Origin of the sequence: Aliiroseovarius sp. S1339, assembly GCF_023195695.1 — a bacterium.
In the GTDB taxonomy this organism is placed as follows: domain Bacteria; phylum Pseudomonadota; class Alphaproteobacteria; order Rhodobacterales; family Rhodobacteraceae; genus Aliiroseovarius.
In genome coordinates this window covers 581,245-604,277 of sequence record NZ_JALPQG010000001.1, presented here as the reverse complement: position 1 = coordinate 604,277, position 23,033 = coordinate 581,245, and the positions used below count along the sequence as shown (strand labels likewise).

The following is a 23,033-nucleotide window of genomic DNA, read 5'->3' as shown; positions in this document are numbered from 1 at the left end:
ACTTAAGGCATGTTGTGCCTGCCGCGCCGTTTAACTTAAGGTTTAGTCATATCTTAACGCTCCGTTAATTTCTACGTTAACGATTTATCTCGATGCCACAGCGATCAGAGCGATGGGTCCGGCCATTTGGCGCGATACGATAATTTCGCTGCCTCGCGGTCCGGGCGCAGTCTGCACGGAGCCGAACAAGAGTTGCGACGCGCGTTGAATTGCACCTTGTTGTAGGAAGTTGACCCGTGTCTTGTGCCGTAAATCCCACGTCAAAGGCATGTCCGTCAGCCTGCAGATCATAAAAGCCAGTATTCCGTGCGGAAAGTTAATGGTTGATCCCGGTCGGCGACGCTTCTTTTATGGCAGTGTGACGTGACCAGAGGAGCTTTAATGCCCGATTTACAAAAAAACGCCGTTGCGACCAAACTGCCGCCGACCCGTCGGTCATTGCCGATCGCTTTGATGCGGGCACGCGAAAAGGTCATGGGGCCGGTGCGCGAAATGCTTGCGCCTGCCGGTATCACCGAACAGCAATGGCGCATTCTACGCGTGTTGTCGGAATACGGTCCACAAGATGCGACCCATCTGGGTGAACGGACAAGCCTGCTTTTGCCCAGTCTGACACGGATCATCCAGACGATGGTTGGCAACGGGATGGTGACGCGCACCCCGGATGTATCAGATCGTCGTCGTCAAACGCTGGCTATTACGCCAACCGGTCAACAGATCATCGACGATAACTTGGACGAGGCCGCGCGCATCGCTGCAAGCTTTGTGCGCCATTTGGGTGATGAACGATACGAGGCACTTCTGGACGCACTGGAGGCGCTGGAAAGTCTGTGACCTTTCTATTTTTCTGACTTGATGCCGGGCGTAGAAGGGAAGATGCGTGCGACCTTAAATCTGACAAAATTTATCAAGAATACTTTACCTGACTAAAACACTCATCTATAGCAGACTCGAACCTTAAAAAATGACGAGGTTACGGATGATCCGCGCAACTCTTCTTGCCACCACTGCTTTTTGGTGTGCCGCCACCATGTCGCACGCCGCCACGCCCGACGAAATCTTGAAAAACTACGCTGACATTGCACAGGCAGGTTACGAAGACAGTCTGACGCTGGCGCAGAAACTGGACGAAGCTGTTGATGCGCTGATCGCAGAGCCGACCGATGCTAACCTTACAGTGGCCAAAAATGCTTGGCTGGCCGCGCGCGTGCCGTATCAACAGACCGAGGCATACCGTTTCGGCAACCCGTCGGTCGATGAATGGGAAGGCAAAGTCAATGCGTGGCCTCTGGATGAAGGGCTGATTGACTATGTCGCGGACGGGCAGGGGGCAAATGATGAAAACCCGTTTTCGACTGCCAACCTCATCGCGAACCCCGAACTGACGGTCGGCGGCACCACCATTGACGCATCTGAAATCACCCCGGCCTTGCTGGAAAGCCTGCATGAGGTTGAGGGGATTGAGGCGAATGTCGCCACCGGCTATCACGCCATCGAATTCCTGCTTTGGGGCCAAGATTTGTCCGGCACAGACCATGGCGCGGGTCAGCGTCCGGTTACGGATTTCGACACCGCCAATTGCACGGGTGACAATTGCGACCGGCGTGTGGCCTATCTGAAAGCCGCAACCGAATTGTTGATCACGGACCTTCAGGACGCGGTTGCCAACTGGTTGGAAGGTGGGCAGGGGCGCACTGACGTGACTTTGGATGCAAGCAAGGGCATCGTTATGGCCTTCACCGGTCTGGGCAGTTTGTCCTACGGTGAACAGGCGGGCGAGCGCATGAAGTTGGGCCTACTTTTGAATGACCCGGAAGAAGAGCATGACTGCTTTTCGGACAACACCCATAATTCGCACTACTTTGATGGTTTGGGCATCCGCAATGTCTATACCGGGCGCTATGTGCGGGTGGATGGATCGGTCGTTGAAGGGCCGTCTCTGTATGATCTGGTAAAGGCGCAGGATGAAACACTGGCCAATAACCTTCTGGGGGATATGGATAAAACCATGATCGCGCTGGGCGATATTCGCACAGCGGCCGAGGCTGGCACATCCTATGACCAGATGCTGGGCGCGGGCCATCCGGGTGGTGCATTGGTGCAAAACGCGATTGATCATCTGGTCGCACAGACCCGTAACATCGAACGCGCCGTCGCTTTGGTCGGGGCCGAGGGCATGTCGATCGAAGGGTCGGACAGCTTGGACAACCCGATGGCTGTATTCGAGTAATCAGCAAGCCCCACAAAGATTTGATAGGGCAGATGCGTCGCGTCTGCCCTTTTCTATTTCGGCAATCGCGGTGCGGATTTGCCAAGATTTAGCTCAGCGTCGGAAAACACCCACGGCCCGCGTACGCCCGGCACACCTTCTGGCGAAATCTGCATCCTGCGATGTTGTAGCTGCGGGTTGGCAAAGGTCTGCTCCATCGTGTTGATCGGGCCTGCTGGGACGGTGGCGCCCTCAAGCGCCGTCAGGATGTCTGACATGGACCATGTCGCAAGGCTTGCTTCGATTTCGGGTGTCAGGGCTGTGCGGTTGGCCACTCGGTCCTGATTGGTGCCAAAGCGCGGATCGTCGGCCAATTCGGCACGTCCGATGACTTGGCAGAACCGTTGGAACTGCCCGTCATTCCCGACGGCCAAGATGATGTGCCCATCCTTTACAGGGCAGACCTGATAGGGGGCAATATTTGGGTGTTCGTTGCCCATTCGTGACGGGCTGTTGCCGGTGGCAAGGAAGTTCATCGCCTGATTGGCCATCATGGCAGTCGCGCAGTCCAGCAGGCTCATATCGACATGCTGCCCCCGCCCGGTGCGGTGGCGCTGTTCGACGGCGGCAAGGATGCCGATTGTGCCGTAAAGCCCGGTCACGATATCGGTGATCGCGACGCCCACTTTCTGAGGCTGCCCAGTCGGATCACCCGTCACAGACATTAGGCCCGACAGCCCTTGCAGTAGAAAATCATACCCCGCCCGCTTGGCCCACGGCCCATCCTGCCCAAACCCGGTGACAGAACAATAGATCAAGCACGGATTGAGCGCTGACAGGCTGTCATAATCCAACCCGTATTTGGCCAACCCGCCAACCTTGAAATTCTCAACCAGAATGTCAGCGTCCTTGATCAGATCGCGCACGATCTGTTGCCCCTCGGGGGTGCGGAAATCGGCGGTCACGCAATCTTTCCCACGGTTCGCACAGTAGTAATAAGCGGCTGACTTATCCCCATCGCGTTCGATAAACGGCGGGCCCCATTTGCGGGTGTCATCGCCATCGGGGCTTTCCACCTTCACCACCTCGGCGCCCAGATCGGCCAGCGATTGTCCAATCCATGGCCCGGCCAGAATACGGGCGAGTTCGACGACTTTCAGTCCTTCAAGCGGGTGCATGGTAGCTCCTAGAGGTAAGGGGGGGTGCAGGCGGACACAATGCGGGCTGCACGGTCCGAGATGTTGCGAAACCGGTGCGGCGCGCGCGAGTTAAACAAATAGGCGTCGCCGGCTTTCAGCACGCAGGTCTCCTCGCCGACGGTGATTTCAAGCTCGCCTTCGATGACGATGCCGCCTTCATTTGCCTCGTGTTCAATCATAGTCTCGCCGGTGTCCGCGCCGGGTTCATATAGCTCGTGAAGCACTTGAAGCCCGTGCGCCTTTGCGTCGCCGACTTGCTTGATAGTGATCATCCGCTGGGCGGCATCGTTGTCTTGATACAGCGCAGATGTGAGGTCGCGCAGATCACCTGGGGTGAAGAAGACTTGGTGAGTCGCGGGCGCTTCCGGTTCAAAAAACTCCGACATCGACATGTTCAGGCCGCCCAATATTTTGCGCAGTGAGGCGACAGAGGGCGATGAGTGGTTGCGTTCGATCATCGAAATCTGCCCATGCGGCACATTCGCCGCCTCGGCCAACTGCCTTTGAGATAAGTCAAATTGCTGTCTCAGCGATTTTAGACGCGTGCCAACATCAAACTCGTCCTGCATTCAGCATCCTTTCCGCAGCGGTCGTTGTGCGTATTTCGCGCAGGGCCACATCGGCATTTACTGCGCATTTTTTCGATAGCATTGCGCAGGATTTTGCGCAATATGGGGCGGAATCAATTTTCGAACAGAGGTGTCGCATGTCGAATACAGAAATGCTGAAGACCCGCCGCGCGGATGCGGTGGCAACTGGGGTCGCCACGCGTGGCATCTATGCTGCACGCGCTGAAAATGCCGAATTGTGGGACGTGGACGGCAGGCGCTTCATCGACTTTGCTGTCGGGATCGCGGTGAACAACACCGGCCACCGTCACCCCAAAATTATGGCCGCAGTGGCCAAGCAATCCGAGGCTTTCACCCACACCTGTTTCCACGTCGCGCCCTATGAAGGCTACGTCAAACTTGCCGAGCGTTTGAACGCGGTGACACCGGGTGATTTCGCGAAGAAAACCATGCTGGTCACCACCGGCGCGGAAGCCGTTGAGAATGCGGTGAAAATGGCGCGCGCGCATACGGGTCGTTCGGGCGTGATCGCGTTTACCGGGGCCTTCCATGGCCGCACGCTGTTGGGCATGGCGCTGTGTGGAAAGGTGACACCTTACAAGAAAGCCTTTGGTGCGATGCCGCCCGAAGTGGTGCATGTCCCGTTCCCGAACGCTTTCCACGGCGGGTCGGTCGAACAATCCCTGTCGGTTCTGGACAACATGTTCAAAAGCTCGATTGATCCTGAACGGGTTGCCGCGATGATCATTGAACCCGTGCAAGGCGAGGGTGGGTTTACCATTGCGCCGCCAGAATTCCTCCACGCGCTGCGTAAAATCTGTGACGAACATGGCATCGTGCTAATCGCGGATGAAGTGCAGGCAGGCATGGCGCGCACCGGCAAGATGTTTGGCTTTGAACACGCGGGCGTTGCGGCTGATCTTGTCACGATGGCCAAGGGTCTTGCGGGCGGCTTCCCCCTGTCCGCTGTCACTGGTCGCAAAGAGATTGTGGACGCAGCCCCGGTTGGCGGCATCGGCGGCACCTATGGGGGCAACCCGTTGGCTGTCGCCGCCGCGCATGCTGTGCTGGATGTGATCGACGAAGAAAAACTGTGTGATCGCGCCATCGATATTGGCGACAAGATCAGGGCACGCCTGACCGACATCGCATCGCGCCAGGGGATGGAAGCCATCGGCGAAGTGCGCGGTCTGGGGGCGATGATCGCGTTTGAACTTGTCACCGATCGTGATAGCAATGCACCCGACGCCGCCCTAACGCTTGCTATCGTGGCCGAAGCCGAAGCGCGCGGATTGATCATTCTGCCGTGTGGCACCCGCGCCAACGCCGTTCGTCTTCTGCCGCCGCTGACCGTGCCGATGGATCAGTTGGACGAAGCGCTGGATATTCTTGAAGCCTCGATCGAGGCTGCCGTCAACGCGAAAGGAGCCTGAGACATGGCCGAACTTGCCCCGCAATCCCGTCCCGAGCTGTCGAGCTTCAATTGGGAAGACCCGTTCCTGTTGGACGGCCAACTGGAAGACGACGAACGCATGATCCGCGACAGCGCTTTTGCCTATGCGCAGGAAAAACTGTTTCCGCGCGTGACAGAAGCGTTTGCCAAGGAAGAAACAGACCCGGAAATTTTTGCCGAAATGGGCGAAATGGGCCTGCTTGGCACCACCATTCCGGAAGAGTATGGCGGGCTGGGCGCGGGCTATGTGGCCTATGGTCTGGTCGCGCGCGAAGTGGAGCGGGTGGATTCAGGCTATCGCTCAATGATGTCCGTCCAATCCTCGTTGGTGATGTATCCGATCTATGCCTACGGCACGGACGAACAGCGCAAGAAATACCTGCCCAAACTGGCGTCAGGTCAGTGGATCGGCTGCTTTGGCCTGACCGAGCCTGATGCCGGGTCTGATCCGGGGTCGTTGAAAACGACAGCCAAGAAAGTCGAAGGCGGCTATGTGCTGAACGGGTCCAAGATGTGGATTTCGAACGCGCCCATTGCCGATGTTTTTGTGGTCTGGGCCAAATCTGACGCCCATGGCGGCAAGATCAAAGGCTTCGTGCTGGAAAAAGGCACAAAAGGTCTGACTGCTCCTAAGATCGAAGGCAAACTGTCGTTGCGCGCCTCTATCACCGGCGAAATTGTCATGGATAATGTCGAGGTGTCGGAAGACGCGCTGTTGCCAAATGTCGAAGGTCTGAAAGGCCCGTTTGGCTGCTTGAACCGTGCGCGTTACGGCATTGCGTGGGGCGCGATGGGCGCGGCCGAGGCATGCTGGCACGGTGCACGTCAATATGGTCTGGACCGCAAGCAATTCGGCAAACCTCTGGCACAGACGCAACTGTTCCAGTTGAAGCTGGCCAACATGCAGACCGAGATTTCGCTGGGCCTTCTTGCCGCGCTGCGCGTTGGCCGTCTGATGGACGAGGCGAAAGCAGCGCCCGAGATGGTCAGCCTGATCAAGCGCAACAATTGCGGCAAGGCGCTAGAAATCGCACGCCACGCGCGCGACATGCATGGCGGCAACGGCATCAGTCAAGATTTCCACGTGATCCGTCACATGGTTAACCTTGAGACCGTTAACACCTATGAAGGCACCCACGACGTGCACGCGTTGATCCTTGGGCGCGCGCAGACCGGATTGCAGGCGTTTTTCTAGACGCGTCTAACCAATAGAAAAGGGGCGCTTTCGAGCGCCCTTTTTTGTATCTGCCCCCATGAAGGTCGCATCAACCGCCCTTGCCGCTCAGGCAGCCCGTGATTGTGTCGCTGAGCGACAGCAAGAGGTCTCTGTAAAGGTTCGGTCCGGGTGTTTGCTGGGCGCCGCTTGGGTCGAGTACTCCGAAACCAATCGTGGTGCCAACCACCAGATCGCGCATCATGTCTTCGCCCTCGGCGGCCTCGGCAAAGGCGCAGTGAACCTTGCCGCCTGGAAAAAGGACCTTGATATCAGCGAGTTGGCTGGCCGAAGGTGGTGCGCTGTCGCTTTCGCGCACAGCGCCCAAGGATGACAGCGCGAAGTGATCGGTGAAATATCCAAAGGCGTCATGAAAGACGACAAAACCACGGTCACGCACCGGTGCCAGCTGGTCGTCAATCTTGGCTTCAATAGCGGCAAGGTCCGTCCGGGCTTGGGCCGCGTTCGCGTGATAAACTTGCGCATTTTCAGGGTCATGGGCGGCTAAGGCCTCGGCGATGACCAGCAGCCAAGTCGCGCCGTTTTCTGGCGACAACCACGCGTGCGGGTCATGCGCGTCCTCATCATGATCTTCCGTCTCTCGGTGGTTATGTTCCGCTTCGCCATGAACGTGATCGCTGTTGCGAAGATGCGTTCCCGGCGCGTCTAGCAGCGCAATCGACTGCGCTTGGCTAACGCCGTCCAGCGCGCGTTCCAACCACGGCGTCAACTCAGGCCCAACCCAGAACACCAGATCGGCCTGCGATAACGCGCGCATCTGCGAGGGGCGCATTTGAAAAGCATGCGGGTCGCCCCCTTGCGGCAGCAACAGGTCGGGGCTGGATAGGTCGCCCATGACGGAGGCGGCTAGGGAATGCACCGGGGCGAAATCAGTGACGACGCGCGGGATGTCGGCAAAGGTAGGCGCGGCAGATAGTAGAATGGCAGAGACGAGAGGGCGTATCATTTGTGGCCTTGAGTGTGGTTGAGTGATGTTATATTATTGCAATAAGTGATAATATAACATTAATTTGGCGTCAAACACAAATGAACCAACGCGATCCATCCTGCGCCTTTCACTCTCACGACCACGCGGCCTGCGCCCAAGACGTACTGGCCCGCGCCGAAGCATTGTGCGGCGAAAGCGGCGCACGCCTCACGCCTGTGCGACGGCGGGTGTTGGAAATCTTGTTGGAAGAACATCGCGCAATGGGTGCCTATGATGTGTTGGACCGTCTGGCGGCTGAAGGGTTCGGCAGCCAGCCGCCTGTCGCCTATCGCGCCTTGGAATTTCTTGTGGATCAAGGGCTTGCCCACCGTATCCGACGCCTGAACGCGTTCGCAGCCTGCACGTCGCCGGGCGAGGGGCATGCGCCAGTGTTCTTCATCTGCAAGTCGTGCAAAGCCGTCGCAGAAACGTCGGGCCAATCGGTGCGCGACGAAGTTGATCGCGTTGCGCGTGACCTTGGCTTTCGTGTTGAACGCACCAATATCGAAGCGCTCGGCCTATGCCCCACCTGCACGGGCGAGGCTGCTTCATGAGCTTGATCACGGCAAAAGACCTTTCAGTCTCGCATGGACGGCGCTTGGTGCTGGAACATGTCAATTTCACGATTGAACCCGGCGAAATTGTCACGATTGTCGGCCCCAATGGATCGGGAAAATCGACACTTTTGCGAGCGTTGCTGGGGATGTTGCCGGTGTCGGGCACGGTCACACGCCAGCCGGGCCTTGTCGTCGGATATGTTCCACAAAAACTTGCGCTGGACCGCAGCCTTCCGATGCCTGTGGCCAGCTTTCTTAACCTGCCCAAACCGCACAGCGCCCAAGAAAGGGCCGAGGTGTTGCAACGGGTCGGGCTGCCGGGTGTCGAGCATCGCCAGATCGCAGAATTATCCGGCGGGCAATTGCAACGCGTGCTGCTGGCTCGCGCGCTATTGACGAAACCCGATATCCTTGTGCTGGATGAGCCGACGCAGGGGCTGGACCAGATGGGCGAGGCTGCGTTTTACCAGTTGATCGAAACGGTGCGGACCGAGATGGGCGTCGCGATCCTAATGGTCTCGCATGACCTGCATGTGGTGATGAGCGCATCTGACAGGGTGATTTGCCTGAACGGTCATGTTTGTTGCGAGGGCACGCCCCATGTTGTGCGCGACGCACCCGAATACCGCGCGTTGTTTGGTCATGGCACGCAAGGCGCGCTGGCTTTGTATCAGCATCAGCACGACCATGATCATACCGACTGTGACCACGATCACACCGCCGAAAAGGACGCTGTGAATGCTGGATGATTTTCTGGTGCGCGCCGCGCTGGCCGGGATTGGGCTGTCCATCGCCACGGGGCCGCTTGGGTCGTTCGTGGTGTGGCGGCGGATGGCTTATTTCGGCGACGCCACAGCGCATGCCGCCATTTTGGGCGTCGCGCTGGCGCTGCTCATGTCGCTGCCGATCTGGTTGGGGACATTGGTCATCGCGTTCGCCATGGCGCTGGCTGTCAGCTGGATGTCCAGTCGAGGGCAGTCACCGGACACCGGGTTGGGTGTTCTGTCCTATTCCGCCTTGTCAGCCGGGCTTGTGGCGATATCATTCGCGCCCGGCGTGCGGGTGGACCTGTCGGCCTTTCTATTTGGCGACATTCTGGCCGTGACGCGGTCAGATCTGGTGTTGGTCTGGGGCGGTGGCGTGGCGATTGCGGCGCTGATCGTGTGGCGCTGGTCCAGACTGCTGCTATCCACGCTCAGCCCTGATCTGGCGGCGGCATCAGGTATCAACCCGACGCGCGAGGGGTTGGTGTTGACCCTGTCTCTGGCCGTTGTCGTTGCGGTGTCATTGAAGGTGGTTGGGGCGTTGTTAATCTCGGCGATGCTGATTATTCCCGCCGCCGCCGCGCGCCAAGTCGCGATGAGCCCCGTTGTGATGGCGCTGACCGCTATCGTTATTGGCTGGATTGCCACCCTTGGGGGGCTTTGGGGGTCACTGTGGTATGACACCCCGGCGGGGCCTTCGATGATTGTCGCCGCTGCGTTGATCTATCTGGCGCTCACGATCTATAGCGCGATACGTCGCAATTAACCCATGCCGCAAGGAGCTTCCATGTCCGCCCTCGACCGCGCAATCAAGATCGCTCGTGCCAGCAAAAGCCGTGTGATCTTGCCCGAGATGGACGACCCACGTATCGCAGCCGCAGCTGATAGATTGGCGCGTGAGGGGCTGGCTGAACCGGTGCCATTGGCTGAACTGGGCGCGCAACACATCGCAGCATTGGTGGATGCGCGTCCGATGCGCGAAAACATCGCAAAACGGCTGCTGCAACGCCCCTTGATGCGCGCCGCTGCAATGTTGGCCACAGGCGAGGCCGACATCATGATCGCAGGTGCTGTCGCCCCATCGCGCCGAGTGATCGAGGCCGCGTCCATCGTCATCGGGCTGGAGGATGGCATCGCAACACCGTCCAGTTTCTTCTTGATGGTTTTGCCGGACGGGCGCGAAATGGTCTTTGCCGATTGTGCCGTGAACGTGGACCCGGACGCGGCGCAACTGGCTGACATCGCACGCGCATCCTATACATCTGCCCGAAACCTTCTAAGCGATGCAAAGGTCGCCTTATTGTCTTATTCGACAGGCCATTCAGGCGCGGGGGCATCAGTCGACAAGGTTATGGAAGCCGCCGGTTTGTCAGGTTTTGCTGGTCCTTTGCAGGGCGATGCCGCGTTAAACAGCCTTGTCGCTGCGCAGAAAGGCTGCGGCGGGCAAAGGGACGCAAATGTTCTGGTCTTTCCCAATCTGGACGCCGGAAACATCGCCTATAAGCTGATGGTCGAACTGGCGGGCGCTCGTGCATATGGGCCGATCCTGCAAGGTTTCAAACGCCCGGTCTGCGACCTGTCGCGCGCAGCGACGGTTGATGACATCGTGGCCAGCACCGTGCTTGCAATTGCAGGCGACCAGAACGGTCAATCCAGTTAATCGGCTGCGCTGGCTTGCGCAGCCGTAACCGCGATCATGTGCAAGATATCTTCGGCCGTGCAGCCCCGCGACAGGTCATTGGCTGGTTTGGACAGGCCCTGAAGCACCGGTCCAATAGCGGTGGCACCGCCAATGCGCTGCGCGATCTTATAGGCGATGTTGCCACTTTCAAGATTTGGGAAGATGAAGACGTTGGCGCTGCCTTCAAGGGGACTGCCTTCGGCTTTCTGGGCTGCCACATCCGGGACGAAGGCGGCATCAAACTGCAGCTCTCCGTCAATCAGCATGTCGGGCGCGCGGCCCCTTGCGATTTGCGTCGCAGTGACGACCTTCGACACAGCGTCGTGTTCCGCACTGCCTCTGGTCGAAAAAGACAGCATCGCCGCGCGCGGCACATCGCCGGTAAGCGTTTGAAAAGACGCAGCAGAGGATAAAGCGATCTGGGCCATTTCCTCTGCGGTTGGGTCCACAACCAAGCCGCTATCGGCAAAGATCATAGCGCCTTTGCGGGCGTGATGGACTTCGCAAAACAGCATCAGGAAAAAGCTCGATACCAGCTTGCTGTCGGGTTTGGGGCCGATGACCTGGATGGCGGTGCGCACGATCTCGGCGGTGGTGGTAACCGCCCCGCCGACGGTGCCATCGGCATGGCCTGCCTTCACCATCAGGGCCGCAAAAACATGTGGGTTCAACGCGGCGTTTGCGGCGTCCTTGCGCGTGATGCCCTTGTGTTTGCGCAGGTTATAATAGAGCGTCGCCAACGCGTCTAAATGCGGTGATGTCTTGGGGTTGTGAACTTCGATCCCGTCGATCATGTCCAGTCCGAGCGCTTTGAATGCGGCGGAGATTTCATCGTGGTCGCCAACCAGCCCCACCTGCGCGATCCCCTGCGTGGTGGCGTCATAGGCGGCTTGAACAACCCGCGGCTCACTGCCTTCTGAAAGTATGATTTTGTGATGAGACCGCGCGGCATTGCGCAAGAGTGTTTCCAGCGGCTTCATCGGGGTCTCGCCTCCATTATGTTTGTCGGGCGCCGAGGTGACGCCCGACCCAGAATCTCAAGCTTTTTGGGGCCGCATGTCGTCTTTGCTGATTCCAGCGACAACCACGGGCTTTTTCATCGCATCGCGCCGGAACGGTTCGCCAAGTTCCTGATTGATCATCGCCTCGATAATCGTGGTCTTGCCGGCTTTCTGGTCCTTGATGGCCTGATCCAGCGCGGCGGTCAGTTCGTCCATCGTGCGCGCCACAACACCTTGCAGGCCGCACGCATTGGCGATCCCGGCATAGCTGACCTGATTGTCCAGTTCGGTGCCAACGAAGTTGTCATCATACCACAAGGTCGAATTGCGCTTCTCAGCGCCCCATTGATAGTTGCGGAAGACGATTTGCGTGACAGCGGGCCATTCTTCGCGGCCGATGGCGGTTAGCTCGGTCACCGCGATGCCGAAGGCCCCGTCGCCTGAAAAGCCGACCACGGGCGTGTCGGGGCAGCCGATCTTTGCGCCAACCACGGCGGGCAAGCCATATCCACAAGGACCAAACAGGCCCGGTGCCAGATATTTGCGGCCCGCTTCAAAGGTCGGATAAGCGTTGCCGATGGCGCAGTTGTTGCCGATATCCGACGAAATGATTGCCTCTTTGGGCAAAGCGGCCTGAACGGCGCGCCACGCCATGCGGGGGCTCATCCAATCAGGCTTGGCACCACGAGCGCGTTGGTTCCATGTCGTGCCGGGATCGTCATCCTCATGGTCCATCGACGACAGCTGCTGCGCCCACGCCGATTTGGTCTGTGCGATGGTTGCTTTGCGCGCTTCCCGGTCTGCGTCGCCAGCAGCGGCAGACAAGTTATGTAGCAGCGATGTCGCGACTTTCTTGGCGTCGCCTACGATACCGACACTGATTTTCTTGGTCAGGCCGATGCGGTCCGGGTTGATGTCGACCTGAATGATCTTGGCGTCCTTGGGCCAGTAATCCAGCCCATAGCCGGGCAGGGTGGAAAACGGGTTCAGCCGTGTTCCAAGCGCCAACACAACATCGGCTTTCTGGATCAACTCCATCCCCGCCTTGTTGCCGTTATAGCCCAGTGGCCCCGCAAACAAAGGATGGCTGCCTGGGAAGGCGTCGTTGTGCTGATAGCCCACACAGACGGGCGCATCGAGGCGTTCGGCCAGCTCCATCGACTCTGCGATGGCACCACCCAGGACGACGCCAGCGCCGTTCAGAATGACCGGAAACTTGGCTTTGGACAGAAGATCGGCGGCCTCGTTTAACGCCTCTTCACCACCGGAGGGGCGTTCAAACTCGACGATGGCTGGAAGGTCGATGTCGATCACCTGCGTCCAGAAGTCACGCGGCATGTTAATCTGCGCAGGTGCGCTGGCGCGTTTGGCATTGATGATGACCCGGTTCAGAACCTCGGCCACGCGCGACGCATCACGCACTTCTTCCTGATAGGCGACGCAATCGGCGAACATGTTCATCTGTTCGATTTCCTGAAATCCACCCTGACCGATGGTCTTGTTTGCGGCCTGTGGGGTCACCAGCAGCAATGGTGTGTGGTTCCAGTAAGCGGTTTTGACGGCGGTCACGAAATTCGCGATACCGGGGCCGTTCTGGGCGATCATCATGCTCATCTTGCCGGTGGCGCGGGTGTATCCGTCGGCCATCATACCGCCCGACCCTTCGTGCGCGCAGTCCCAAAAGGTTATCCCAGCGGCGGGGAAATTGTCGGAAATGGGCATAAAGGCCGAACCGATAATGCCAAAAGCGTGTTCAATCCCGTGCAATTGAAGCGTTTTTACAAAAGCTTCTTCCGTGGTCATCTTCATCTGGTTCGCTCCCTTAGAAATAACAAGCGTCGCGGGCATCGCGTTGCGCGGACGAGTAGTTTGTTGCCAATATTCTTAGGCAGCAGAGGGGGTGTTCTATAGGGCCAGTTGCGCGGGCTATTTGACGCCAGTGTGGGGGGTGGCGGCGATCGCCTCGGCAATCAGAGAGATGCCTTTGGGTATACGCGACGCAGGGATCGAGCTGTATGCGAGACGATAGAAGTTTGTCGGCGGCGCGTCGTCCCCAAAGAAAGGCGCGCCGGGTTCGATCACGACATCTTTGGCCTGCAAAGCCGCCGCCAGCCCGCGCGTGTCGACCCCTTCCGGCGCACGCATCCAAAATGCCGAGCCGCCAAAAACGCCGCGCCCTGCGATGGTCAGCCCTGCATCCTCGATCGCTTGGTTCATCACGTCGCGCCGTTCGTGATAGGCTGATCCGATGCGACGAATAAGGGCGTCGTAATGGCCAAGCGACAGGAAATAGGCGACGGTGCGTTGGATCAAACCGGGCGGATGGCGCAACACCGCGGACCGCAGCGCACGTGCCTCGCGGATGAAGGGTTCTGATCCGACAAGAAAGCCAAGCCGCAGCCCCGGAAATAACGATTTCGAGAAGCTTCCGACATAGATGACGCGCCCCTCGCGATCCAGCGATTTCAACGCGGGCATGGGTGGTTTTAGGAAGGACATTTCGAAATCATAATCATCTTCGACCACCACAGCATCCAATTCACGTGCGCGATTTAGCAGCGCCTTGCGCCGATCAATTGGCATGGTGGCTGTTGTGGGGCTTTGGTGGCTTGGAGTGGTGTAAATGACGTCCGTGCCGTCGGGCAAAGCGTCTGGCGGAAGTCCGTCGCGATCCACCGGGATTTTCACCAAATGGCATCGGCTTTGCGTCAGAATATCGCGAAGCGAGTAATAACACGGGTCTTCAATGGCCGCTGTGCGCCGTTGGGTCAGCAACACCTGTGCCGACAGCCACAAGGCATTTTGAGCGCCTAGGGTGATCAGAATTTCCTCGGGTCGGGCCAGAATACCACGACGCGGCAGGATGTGACGGGCAATGAATTCGGTCAGCTGCGGGTCGTCCTGATCATAGTAGTCGCGCATCATGGCCGGGTGATCTTTCTGACCCAATGCGCGCAAAGCACACAGTCGCCATGCATTGTGATCAAACAATGTCGGATCGGCTTGGCCATAGATGAACGGATACTTCATCCGTCGCCATTCCAAAGGCTTCGTCGGGGTGCATCCTCCGGTGAAGTTGGTGCCTATGGCGCGTTGCCAATCCACCGTATCCTCGCCCCGTTCGCGCAGCTTGAAGGAAGGCGGTTCCGGTGCATTTTCAGACACATAAAACCCGCTGCGCCCCTTCGAGGTCAGATAGTCATTGGCCTGAAGCTCGGTATAGGCCAGTGTCACGGTGATCCGGCTGACGCCCAGATGTGCCGACAGACGCCGGGTTGAGGGCAGCTTTTCACCACGCGGCAGGCGACCGGACAAAATCGCCTCGGCGATCATCTGTTGGATTTGCGCCTGAAGCGTGCCTTGGGCGTCTTGATCCAGAAAAAAAGTTTCAACGGGTGCTGCCATGCGAACGACCCTAACGTGGACTTAGACGTGACGCAATCTGGACTTACAATTCACATCTCAACGGTTGGATGAAATCCACGCCGACATCAGGCCAGCATCACGAAAACATTCATCCGGGATCGCGCGGCGTTTCGCACGCGCAATGCGTTCGGCAAAAGCAACTTGGCGCGATGTGGCTCGGCTGTCACCTGTTCGGGTTGTGCCGGTTTTCAATCGGGTCTGATGTTCGCCGATCCAGCCTGATAGGGCAGCGCGGTCGCTGATCTTGTCTGCCGGAATGCTTGCGCCCAGACGGGCGGCGATGTGGCGGGCATAGTCGACCTGTTTGGGAGTCGGCGGCAATGTGCGGGCAGCGTACATGTTCGATCCTCCTGTTCTTGGTTTGATCCATGGTTAACGCATGAGAACAAATATAGAACAAAATGACGAAATGTCTAGTCCGTGAGTATTTGGGGCGCAGCACATTGGAGTGAGGCGGCTGTTATCTGGGAGGTTGGTCCAGCTTCCAAGTCAAGTTCGCGCGCACAGCTGGCCACTCGGATGCGATGATCGAATAGACGGCAGTGTCGCGGATCGCACCATGCGGGCCAAGCATATGGCTGCGCAGGATGCCATCCAGCTTTGCGCCCAGTCGTTCGATCGCACGGCGGCTTTGTTGGTTCATGATATGCGTGCGAAACTCGACTGCGATACAATCCAGTGTGTCGAAGGCATGGGACAGTAGCAGGCGCTTGGCCTCGGTGTTCAACGGGCCGCGTTGGACCGATTTCCGATACCAGGTAGAGCCGATTTCGACCCGCCGATTGCCCGCGTCAATGTTCATATAGGTGGTCATGCCAACCGGTTTACCATCGGGCGTCATGACGCAAAACGGCAGCATCAACCCCGTCTCTTGCAGCCCTAACCGGCGATTAATTTCTGCCTCCATATCTTTCGGAGCGGGAACGGACGTATACCAAAGCTTGTGCAAATCACCGTCCGCGCTGGCCTCGCGCAGGGCTGGGGCGTGGTCCTGTGACAGAGGCGCGAGGGTGACGTGGTCTCCGGTCAGGGTGACAGGGGCGGGCCACATGGCGGGTCCTTCCTTGAGTTAATCGTGCTTAGCCTTGCCGACATAAAACAAAAAAGCGGGCCTTCGAAAAGGCCCGCCTTTTCGGTCTGTTCCGTGAGATGATCAGCCAAAAACTTTGGTCAGCGCCTTATCGACGGCAACGGTGATGCGATCCACATCGTCGGCCGTCACGATTAGGGCAGGGCTGAAGCAAAGCACGTTGTTGCGACCGGGGATGGATCGGTTGCTAGCCCCGATGATGACGCCCTGTGCGCCACAATCGCCGACCACGGCCCCAATCTCTTTTTCCGATACGGGGTCTTTGGTGGTGCGGTCCGTTACAAGCTCCACGCCAAGGAACAAGCCCTTGCCGCGCACGTCCCCGATCACTTCATGCTTTTCCATCAGCGCGTTGAGATTGTCGAGCATCCGTTCACCCATTTTGGTGGTATTCTCAAGCAAGCCTTCATCTTCGATGATCCGCATGTTTTCAAGCGCTGCTGCGGGCCCGGCGGTGCAGCCCCCAAAGGTCGAGATATCGCGGAAGTGGTCCAATACATCGTCCGGGTTGTCCTTGAACATCTCAAACACCTTCTCGGTCGTCACACAGCACGCAATGGCCGCATAGCCCGACGCAACGCCCTTCGCCATGGTGACGAAATCAGGCTGGATGCCGTAGTGCTGATAGCCAAACCAAGTGCCGGTGCGGCCAAGGCCGCAGACGACCTCGTCGATATGCAGAAGGATGTCGTATGTCTTGCAGATTTCCTGCACGCGATCCCAATAGCCTTCGGGTGCTTCAATGACGCCACCGCCTGCGGTGATCGGTTCAAGGCACAGCGCGCCCACAGTGTCGGGTCCTTCGCGCAGGATGATGGCCTCGATCTGGTCTGCGGCCGCGCGGCCAAATTCGGCACCGGACAGATGGTCCATGCCAAGTTCGTGTTTGCGATATTCCATGCAATGAGGCACGCGCACGAAATCAGGCGCAAACGGGCCGTATTGCATGTTGCGTTCATCCTGCCCACCTGCCGACATGGCCGCCAGGGTCGAGCCGTGATAGTCGCGGTCACGATACAGAATTTTGGTTTTCTTGCCGCCATAGCGTTTGTGGGCGATTTGGCGGATCATCTTGAAGGCTTTTTCATTCGCCTCGGACCCAGAATTCGTCACGTAAACGCGGGTCATCCCCGGCATTTTCGAGATCAGTTTTTCCGAGAACATTGCCCCCGGAATGGACCCTGCCGAGCCTGCGAAATAGTTCAACTTGACCAGTTGGTCGCGCACGACGTCCGCGATGCTTTCGCGGCCATAGCCAACGTTTACGGTCCAAACGCCGCCGGACACGGCATCAATGTATTCCTTGCCGTTCTGATCCCAAACGCGCAGGCCCTTGCCTTCGACGATGATCCGCGGATCAACGGTTTCAAATGGCTTGTGCTGTGTCAGGTGATGCCAGACATGGGCTTTGTCAGCCGCGACCACATGCGAGATGTCGTTTTCTTTCAGTGCGCCGTCCATCGTATCCTCCAACGCTGAGTGTTTCCTTTGGCGTTTCTAGTTCGCAATACAGGGAAACAAAGATTCTTTGATCAAAAAATAGGATCGCATTTCTGGCAGCGAAAAATAGGTCCAGCGCGATCTTGTCTTACGTCCAGATTTGCTTTCCGTGCTGGGATGACCGGTGCATTAGCTCGCGCGGTCGTGTTCGAAAAACTGGATGATGCAATCCGAAAACAGTCCGTTATCTGCGGATAAGGGCAACGAGGCGCGTGCCTTTTCGATCACCTCGACGGGTTTGCTAGCCGCGAGTTCTTCGATCAGGGCGGCGATGAAGTCGTGCGTCATTTCGGGGTGGTTTTGGGTGGTGAAAACGTGATCGCCGATGATAAGGCCTCCCACCGGGCAGCCGTCATGGAGCAAGACAATCTCGGCGTCGTGGGGCAGTTTGGTGACTTGCTCGCTATGTGCGCCATATTGCCAGAACCGCCGGGCCTCCATCCACGGTGGGCGGGCGCAGGCCTCAACCTCGACCGAGCCAAAGACCCAGCCGTCGGGATTTTTTTCAACCTCGCCGCCAAGCGCCAGCGCGATGGCCTGATGCCCGAAACAGGCACCGAACAGGGGTTTCTTGGAAGCTTCAATGCGGGTAATCAGCGCCAATAGCTGCGTGATCCAAGGTGCGTCGTCGTGCACGGATGCGGGGCTTCCAGTTACGATCCACCCGTCGAAATCCTCTCTGTGTGTGGGAAACTCGCCATCCTTTACGCTGAAGACCGTGAACTCCCAATCAGGGCGTTTCGTACCAAGAAGCGCGCGCCATTTTTCGCCATCCTCCGGATGTTGACGGGCAAATTCGCTTTCATCGGTGTTGGTCATCAAGATCGCAATACGCATGATTTCCCCGCTTTACATATTTAACATGTTCTCTAACATATTTTCAGACGCGCAACATACAACTGCATAACGGCCAAGGAGGCGCGCATGACGGTCTGGACCCCTAATGACGACGGATTTGCCGATCTGTCCAGCCACGACACATTTGTGAATGGCCCGCCGCACAATACCTTTGCCCGGCTGCGCCGCGACGATCCGGTCAGTTGGACCGAATGGGAGGGTGGCGAAGGCTTCTGGAACATCGTGCGTCACGCGGACATCACCGAGCTGAACCGCAACTATCAGGTCATGTCCTCGGCCCGCGGCATCCGCATGGAGGACCAGTCTTACCAAGAGTATCTGGCGCGGCGCACCTTTCAGGAAACTGACCCGCCCGAGCATTTGAAAACGCGCATGAAGGTGGGCAAGGCGTTTTCGCGCCCCGTGGTGTCGGAGTTTGAACAGCAGATCCGTGATTTATGCCAGCCTATTTTGGACAAAGCGCTTGCGATGGGTACGTTTGATGCGACCAAGGAAATTTCACGCCTGCTGCCTATGATGATGTTGGGCAGAATTCTTGGCACGCCCGACGAAGACCTGCCGTGGCTGGTCGAGAAGGGCGACGCGCTGATCGCCAATACTGACCCGGATTTTACCGATCACGTTCTGGACAAGATGGAAACCGACGAATACCGGATGATGCCGTTCAACAGCCCGGCAGGGGCTGAGTTGTTCGACTATGCCCACGATCTTTTGGCGAAAAAGGAGCGCGCGGGCGACACGGACGGCGTGCTGCATATGATCCAACAACCCGATAAAGACGGCAATGTCATGCCGGAACAGGAGTTTCGCAACTTCTTCTGCCTTCTGGTCGCCGCGGGTAATGACACCACGCGCTATTCGATCGCGGCGGGCATTCAGGCGATGTGTCACCAACCCGAGCTTCTGGGCCAGATGCAAAAGGGTGGTGATATCTGGGCGACGGCCTCCGATGAAATCATCCGTTGGGCCACGCCTGCGCTATACTTCCGGCGCACAGCGACCTGCGATCATGACATCCACGGCAAGACCATCCGCGAAGGCGACAAGGTCCTTTACTGGTGGATATCGGCCAACCGCGATGAAGAGGTCATTGAAGACCCCCATCGCGTTGATCTGTTTCGCAGCCCCAACCGGCACATGTCATTCGGCCAAGGTGGCCCGCATGTCTGTCTTGGAATGCATTTGGCGCGGCTTGAGGTGCGGGTTTTGTTTGAAGAACTCGCAAAACGCGTCAAACTGGTCGAACCGGCAGGGGATCACAAATTCCTGCGGTCAAACTTTGTCGGCGGAATCAAGGAACTGCCTGTCACGATGCAGGCGAAATAGCCCGGTCAACAGGGCTAGCCTGACACATGTCGGGCAGGGAGGTTAGATGAAAGATCGACTGCGCGCCCTGTGGTGCGATCACCTGAGCATTCTGCGCGGCAAATACCTGCCCAATCACAAGATTGAGGATGGGAACACGCGCTTCTGCCGGTCCACCTTCGGCGTGCATTACGACAAAGACCTGCTGGACGCTCCCGGCGCAATGATGAAGGAAGGCCTGCCGGATATGGAGCTTCGCTGGCGCGAGGCGGATATCCGCGACAGTTGGGAAAGTTCAACCCAGATCGTGATTGGCGATCTTTATGATCAGGACGGTGCACCGCTTGAGCTGTGCGGGCGACAAGCGTTAAAGCGCGCGATTGCCGCGTGGGAAGCGCGCGGCCTGAAACCCATGATCGGGATTGAGCTGGAATGCTACGCGCTGATGGCCAACGAAATCGGGCGCCTTGTGCCCTATGACGCGCCGGGCGGGGTGGTTTACGGGACGGGGCCGTTTTCGGACCCTCTCCGTTTCACCGACGATATCTGGGAACGCGCGGACAATCTGGGCTTCAATGTCGATATGTTTACGGCGGAATATGACAGCCCGCAGTTTGAATTCACGCTGACCTTTGATGAAGCCTTGAAGCAGATGGATGACATCGTCCTGTTTCGTCAAATGGCGCGCGAGGTCGCGTTGGAGCACGGATTGGTCCTGACCTTCATGCCGAAACCAATTGCCGAGGCCGGTGGGTCCGGCATGCATATCAACTTCAGCTTTCAGGATCAGGACGGGCGCAATGCGCTGGACAATGGCCCGGTTGGCGGACCCGATAACATGAACGAACTGGCGCGCGGCTGTATTGCGGGTTTGATGCATCACCACAAGGGGCTGTCGGGCTTGGTGGCACCCACTTCGAATTCCTATCAACGGCTGCAACCCGGCTCGCTGTCCGGCTATTGGCGCAACTGGGGCGGGGACCACCGCAACGTCACGACGCGCATTTCGGGCGAGGGCGGGGCCAAAACGCGGCTGGAACACCGGATGGCGGACGCGACGGCCAACCCTTACACGGCAGTGGCGGCTGTGTTGCAGGCATCGCTGCTGGGGGTGGAGCAGGGTTATGACCTTGGTCCGATGGAAACGGGCGATGGGTTTGACCGCACCGATGCGCGTGACGGCACGGCCGTCGACCTGAAACGCGCGATGAATGATCTGGAGGCTGACCAGGTGCTGGGTGACGCGGTGGGGCGGCTTCTGGTCGACAACCACATTTTCATGAAGCGCAAAGAGGTCATCAAAACCCGTGATCTGGAAGGCGACGGGCTTCGGGATTTTTACGTGCACTTCGTTTGACGCACGGAAAAACTTGTTAACCATAATTGTGGTGGTCCGAAGCCCCGTCTGATTTGTGCTACACTGGGCGCTTAAAACGGAGGATCACATCATGCAGCTTGGGGCATTTTCAGTCAGTCTTGCCGTCAAGGATCTGGCGAAATCCCGCGCCTTTTACGAGACGCTTGGCTTCACCGCCTATGCCGGAACTGAAGAGCATAATTACCTGATCATGAAAAACGGAGACACGCTTGTGGGGCTGTTTCACGGCATGTTCGAAGGCGTGATGTTGACCTTCAACCCCGGATGGGATCAATCGGCGGGCAACGTGGACCCGTTTGAAGATGTTCGGAACATTAAAGCGCGCTTGAAAGCAGCGGGGCTGGAGGTGACGCAGGAACAAGGCGGCGAAGACGGCCCAGCCAGTTTTGTTGTGATCGACCCCGACGGCGTGCCGGTTTTGATTGATCAGCACCGATAATGAGAAAAGCCGCCCAAATCGGGGCGGCTTTTGCATTTGCGCGACGTGGGTCAGACCGCCGCAAACCCTGCTTCCAAAGCAGCCAAAATAGTTTGCACATCCTCGGTGGTCAGCACCAGAGGCGGTGACAGGATGATGTTGGGGCCGGATACACGGATCATGGCGCCGTTCTGATACGTGACCTCTTGAATGGTGTTGACCGTCTGCTTGTCGATGGGGGCTTTGGTGGCGGCGTCCGACACCAGCTCTAGCGCGCACATCAACCCGTGCCCGCCGCGCACGTCGCCCACGATATCATTGGCCGAGCCAATCTTTTGCAGTCCGGCAAACAACTCGGCCCCGCGTGCAGCGGCGTTTTCATTGACCTTCAAACGCAAAGTTTCCTGCAGGCAGGCGATGGCGGCGGCAGCACCTACGGGGTGGCCAGAGTAGGTATAGCCGTGCCCGATGGCGGCCTTGCCTGTCGTGTCATTCTCAAACGTTTCGACCACGTGGTCGGCGATCATCACCGCGCCAAATGGGAAATAGCCGTTGGTGATGGCCTTGGCGGTGCAACTGAAATCGGGCTGAACGCCCCAATAGCGGCAACCGCTCCACCCGCCGGTGCGGCCAAAGGCGGTGATGACCTCGTCTGCGATCAGCAGGATGCCGTGCTTGGTGCAAATGTCGCGCACGCCCGGCATGAAGCTTTCATGCGGCGGGATGACACCGCCTGCGCCAAGGATCGGCTCCATGATGAACGCTGCGATGGTGCCTGCGCCTTGAAAGGCGATCTCGTCCTCGAACGATTGCAGGCACAGCTGCGCCAGTTTTTCCGGGTCGGTTTCGTTGAACGGGTTGCGATAGGTATAGGGCGCGGGGATGTGAAAGCAGCCCGGCAGAAGAGGTTCATACTGGGTGCGGAAATTGGCGTTTCCGTTCACCGAGGCGCCGCCCATATGGGTGCCGTGATAGCCTTTCTTGAGGCTCAGAAACTTGGTGCGTCCCTGTTCGCCCCTGATTTTATGAAACTGGCGCGAAAGCCGCAGCGCGGTTTCTATGCTGTCCGACCCGCCCGAGGTATAGAAAGCGCGCGTCAGCCCGTCGGGCGCAAAGAAATCGCGCAGCATCTCGGACAGCTCGATCACCTTGTCATTCGTGGTGCCCCGGAAGGTCGAATAATAGGGCAGTTGGTCAAGCTGTGCCGCGATCGCGTCCTTGATGGGTTGGCAGGAAAAACCAAGGTTCACATTCCACAGGCCGCCGACACCATCGACCACTTCATGCCCGTCGACATCCTTGATCCGCACGCCATGTGCGCCGGTGACAATGGTGGGCGGGTTGGCCAGACTGTCAGCCGGATGCGCCATCGGATGCCAAAGCGAACGGGCGTTCTTTTCTTTCAGAAAGTTGGAATCTTTCAT

Annotated in this window: 22 protein-coding genes; 11 read left to right on the top strand and 11 right to left on the bottom strand. The window is 58.2% G+C overall.

Features of this window, described 5'->3' with window-relative positions:
- Positions 1–381 precede the first annotated feature (381 nt).
- Together MUY35_RS02805 and MUY35_RS02800 are read left to right on the top strand one after the other, a co-directional pair.
- The gene (locus tag MUY35_RS02805; protein WP_248363768.1) at positions 382–834 is read left to right on the top strand and encodes a MarR family transcriptional regulator; all 453 of its coding nucleotides are present in this window, start codon (positions 382–384) and stop codon (positions 832–834) included.
- 196 nt (positions 835–1,030) lie between these two features.
- A complete protein-coding gene (locus tag MUY35_RS02800; RefSeq protein WP_248363852.1) occupies positions 1,031–2,230 on the top strand; it encodes an imelysin family protein in 1,200 nt (399 codons plus the stop codon).
- 53 nt (positions 2,231–2,283) lie between these two features.
- Here the strand turns inward: MUY35_RS02800 and MUY35_RS02795 are convergent, their stop codons facing one another.
- Both MUY35_RS02795 and MUY35_RS02790 read right to left on the bottom strand, forming a co-directional pair.
- Positions 2,284–3,387, bottom strand: a complete 1,104-nt coding sequence (locus MUY35_RS02795) for a CaiB/BaiF CoA-transferase family protein (RefSeq protein ID WP_248363766.1) — start codon at positions 3,385–3,387, stop codon at positions 2,284–2,286.
- An 8-nt stretch (positions 3,388–3,395) separates the two neighbouring features.
- Positions 3,396–3,977 (bottom strand): cupin domain-containing protein, encoded by a 582-nt coding sequence (locus tag MUY35_RS02790; RefSeq protein ID WP_248363765.1) that lies wholly within the window; start codon positions 3,975–3,977, stop codon positions 3,396–3,398.
- A gap of 137 nt (positions 3,978–4,114) precedes the next feature.
- Between MUY35_RS02790 and gabT the strand changes: the two genes are divergently transcribed.
- Both gabT and MUY35_RS02780 read left to right on the top strand, forming a co-directional pair.
- Entirely contained in the window at positions 4,115–5,410 is a 1,296-nt protein-coding gene (gene gabT / locus MUY35_RS02785; protein WP_248363764.1) for a 4-aminobutyrate--2-oxoglutarate transaminase, read from the top strand.
- A gap of 3 nt (positions 5,411–5,413) precedes the next feature.
- A complete protein-coding gene (locus tag MUY35_RS02780; protein WP_248363763.1) occupies positions 5,414–6,625 on the top strand; it encodes an acyl-CoA dehydrogenase in 1,212 nt (403 codons plus the stop codon).
- 70 nt (positions 6,626–6,695) lie between these two features.
- Here MUY35_RS02780 and MUY35_RS02775 read toward each other — a convergent pair whose 3' ends face one another.
- Complete coding sequence (locus tag MUY35_RS02775; protein ID WP_248363762.1) at positions 6,696–7,610, bottom strand: zinc ABC transporter substrate-binding protein; 915 nt, start codon at positions 7,608–7,610, stop codon at positions 6,696–6,698.
- An 80-nt stretch (positions 7,611–7,690) separates the two neighbouring features.
- Between MUY35_RS02775 and MUY35_RS02770 the strand changes: the two genes are divergently transcribed.
- From MUY35_RS02770 to MUY35_RS02755, 4 genes are read left to right on the top strand one after another with little or no spacing between them, the layout of a single operon-like run.
- Positions 7,691–8,185, top strand: a complete 495-nt coding sequence (locus MUY35_RS02770; RefSeq protein ID WP_248363761.1) for a transcriptional repressor — start codon at positions 7,691–7,693, stop codon at positions 8,183–8,185.
- Entirely contained in the window at positions 8,182–8,937 is a 756-nt protein-coding gene (locus MUY35_RS02765; protein ID WP_248363760.1) for a metal ABC transporter ATP-binding protein, read from the top strand. Before MUY35_RS02770 ends, MUY35_RS02765 begins: the two co-directional genes overlap by 4 nt.
- On the top strand, positions 8,927–9,718 hold the full coding sequence (locus tag MUY35_RS02760) for a metal ABC transporter permease (RefSeq protein ID WP_248363759.1): 792 nt from the start codon (positions 8,927–8,929) through the stop codon (positions 9,716–9,718). Before MUY35_RS02765 ends, MUY35_RS02760 begins: the two co-directional genes overlap by 11 nt.
- A 21-nt stretch (positions 9,719–9,739) precedes the next feature.
- Positions 9,740–10,612 (top strand): phosphate acyltransferase, encoded by an 873-nt coding sequence (locus MUY35_RS02755; protein ID WP_248363758.1) that lies wholly within the window; start codon positions 9,740–9,742, stop codon positions 10,610–10,612.
- Here the strand turns inward: MUY35_RS02755 and pta are convergent.
- From pta to MUY35_RS02720, 7 genes are all read right to left on the bottom strand, one after another.
- Entirely contained in the window at positions 10,609–11,613 is a 1,005-nt protein-coding gene (gene pta, locus MUY35_RS02750) for a phosphate acetyltransferase (protein ID WP_248363757.1), read from the bottom strand. The two genes, MUY35_RS02755 and pta, sit on opposite strands and share 4 nt — an antisense overlap.
- Positions 11,614–11,670: 57 nt before the next feature.
- Positions 11,671–13,443, bottom strand: a complete 1,773-nt coding sequence (gene xsc / locus MUY35_RS02745; protein WP_248363756.1) for a sulfoacetaldehyde acetyltransferase — start codon at positions 13,441–13,443, stop codon at positions 11,671–11,673.
- Between the two features lie 117 nt (positions 13,444–13,560).
- The gene (locus tag MUY35_RS02740; RefSeq protein WP_248363755.1) at positions 13,561–15,039 is read right to left on the bottom strand and encodes a PLP-dependent aminotransferase family protein; all 1,479 of its coding nucleotides are present in this window, start codon (positions 15,037–15,039) and stop codon (positions 13,561–13,563) included.
- A 57-nt stretch (positions 15,040–15,096) separates the two neighbouring features.
- Positions 15,097–15,399: a hypothetical protein gene (locus tag MUY35_RS02735; protein WP_248363754.1), complete on the bottom strand. Its 303-nt coding sequence runs from the start codon at positions 15,397–15,399 to the stop codon at positions 15,097–15,099.
- Positions 15,400–15,520: 121 nt separating this feature from the next.
- On the bottom strand, positions 15,521–16,111 hold the full coding sequence (locus MUY35_RS02730) for a GNAT family protein (RefSeq protein ID WP_248363753.1): 591 nt from the start codon (positions 16,109–16,111) through the stop codon (positions 15,521–15,523).
- Between the two features lie 102 nt (positions 16,112–16,213).
- A complete protein-coding gene (locus MUY35_RS02725; protein ID WP_248363752.1) occupies positions 16,214–17,611 on the bottom strand; it encodes an aminotransferase class III-fold pyridoxal phosphate-dependent enzyme in 1,398 nt (465 codons plus the stop codon).
- 168 nt (positions 17,612–17,779) lie between these two features.
- Positions 17,780–18,487 carry a type 1 glutamine amidotransferase gene (locus MUY35_RS02720; protein WP_248363751.1) on the bottom strand — a complete coding sequence of 236 codons (708 nt, stop codon included), beginning with the start codon at positions 18,485–18,487 and terminating at the stop codon, positions 17,780–17,782.
- A gap of 87 nt (positions 18,488–18,574) precedes the next feature.
- On the opposite strand from MUY35_RS02720, the gene MUY35_RS02715 reads away from it, so the two are divergent.
- The 3 genes from MUY35_RS02715 to MUY35_RS02705 all read left to right on the top strand — a co-directional run bounded on the left by MUY35_RS02715 (position 18,575) and on the right by MUY35_RS02705 (position 21,630).
- Positions 18,575–19,834, top strand: a complete 1,260-nt coding sequence (locus MUY35_RS02715; protein ID WP_248363750.1) for a cytochrome P450 — start codon at positions 18,575–18,577, stop codon at positions 19,832–19,834.
- Positions 19,835–19,880: 46 nt separating this feature from the next.
- On the top strand, positions 19,881–21,170 hold the full coding sequence (locus tag MUY35_RS02710) for a glutamine synthetase family protein (protein WP_248363749.1): 1,290 nt from the start codon (positions 19,881–19,883) through the stop codon (positions 21,168–21,170).
- 91 nt (positions 21,171–21,261) lie between these two features.
- Positions 21,262–21,630 carry a VOC family protein gene (locus tag MUY35_RS02705; protein WP_248363748.1) on the top strand — a complete coding sequence of 123 codons (369 nt, stop codon included), beginning with the start codon at positions 21,262–21,264 and terminating at the stop codon, positions 21,628–21,630.
- 50 nt (positions 21,631–21,680) lie between these two features.
- Here MUY35_RS02705 and MUY35_RS02700 read toward each other — a convergent pair whose 3' ends face one another.
- A complete protein-coding gene (locus tag MUY35_RS02700) occupies positions 21,681–23,033 on the bottom strand; it encodes an aspartate aminotransferase family protein (protein WP_248363747.1) in 1,353 nt (450 codons plus the stop codon).